Genomic DNA, 1,439 nt, shown 5'->3' with positions numbered 1-1,439 from the left:
GCCAGGGCGCCCGGGCGCATCCGCCGTACGCGGGCGGCCCGCGCTCGCTACAGTGCCCGCGTGACCCGACCCGCCAGCGCCACGCGGACCTCGTCTGCCCGCAGGCACCCCCCGCGCAGGATCAGTGTCTTGATGCCGGTCGCGGGCCTGGTCGGGCTCGCGGTGTGTGGCCTGCTCGTGCTCGGGCTGGCCACCGTGCGGGTCGGCCTGCTCGCGGTGATGGTCGGAGTGGTCGCCGCCGTCGTGCCGGTTGTCGTGGTGGTCGCCGCGTTCCTGTGGATCGACCGCTGGGAACCCGAGCCCGCCCGGCTGCTGCTGCTCAGTTTCGCGTGGGGCGCCTGCGTGGCCACCCTGTCGGCGCTGCTCGTCAATGACACCGCGGAGACCGTCGGTGACCTGCTGCTGGGCACCGGCCAGGGCGGCACCGTCAGCGCCCTGGTCTCGGCGCCCCTCGTCGAGGAGGCCGTCAAGGCCGTGCCGGTGATCGCCGTGCTGCGCCGCCGGTCGCACGAGTTCGACGGCGTGGTGGACGGCATCGTCTACGCGGGGATCAGCGCGGCGGGCTTCGCCTTCACTGAGAACATCTACTACTTCGGCCGCGCGTTCGTGGAACAGGGCCTCGGTGACGACCTGACCTCCGGCGTGTTCGCCGCGTTCGTGCTGCGGGGCGTGCTCTCGCCCTTCGCGCACCCGCTGTTCACCGTCCTGATCGGGATCGGTGTCGGGGCGGTCGCGGGCAGCGGTGCGCGCGTGCCGTCCCTGGTCGTACCGCTGGTGGCCTATGTCGGCGCGGTGTTGTTGCACGCGTTGTGGAACGCGGCGGCCACTCTCGGCGGCGCGCAGACGTTCCTCGACGTCTACTTCCTCATCATGGTTCCGATCTTCGCGACGGTGGCGCTGGTGATGGTCTGGCAGCGCCGCCGGGAACAGCGCGTGATCGCCGCGGCGCTGCCCGGCATGGCCGAGGCGGGATGGATCGCCCGCTCGGAGGTGCCGCTGCTGGCGAGCCTCGAGGGGCGCAGACGGTGGCGCAGGCAGGCGCGCCGGGAGTCGGGACGCGGTGCGGCGCGGGCGGTGACCGCGTACCAGGCGGCGGTCACGGAGCTGGCCTTCGCACGCCGGTGGTCCGGGGATCGCTCGGGCCGTGGACGGCAGGAGGAGCTGCTGGCTGTGGTGCGGCAGACCCGCGCCGAGGCGGTCCGGCAGGCCCAGCGGGGTGAGCCCGACGCCGAACGGTGAAGCTTGTCACCTCGGCGGCGTGGCGGGCTCTCCGCCGGGCTACTCTCGCCCCGTCGTCTGGTACCCGCGTCGGTGGGACTGGAACGAGTTTGGGAGTGGCACATGAGCGTCCGCGTCCTGCGGGGTCCGCGGTGACCCGCCCCGCGCGCCTGGCCGTCGGCGTCGTGTCGGCGGGCCGGGTCGGCAGTGTGCTGGGTGCG

The 1,439-nt window shown here is 73.7% G+C and carries 1 protein-coding gene; it reads left to right on the top strand.

The genetic code is table 11. From position 1 onward, the window contains the following. Positions 1-132 precede the first annotated feature (132 nt). Positions 133-1,239 carry a PrsW family intramembrane metalloprotease gene (locus tag SACSA_RS0107620; RefSeq protein ID WP_019814756.1) on the top strand — a complete coding sequence of 369 codons (1,107 nt, stop codon included), beginning with the start codon at positions 133-135 and terminating at the stop codon, positions 1,237-1,239. Positions 1,240-1,439: the final 200 nt, after the last annotated feature.

This window comes from Saccharomonospora saliphila YIM 90502, assembly GCF_000383795.1.
GTDB classification, from domain to species: Bacteria; Actinomycetota; Actinomycetes; order Mycobacteriales; family Pseudonocardiaceae; genus Saccharomonospora; species Saccharomonospora saliphila.
Note: the sequence above shows the minus strand (reverse complement) of the source record. Positions and strands in the feature narration are given on the sequence as shown.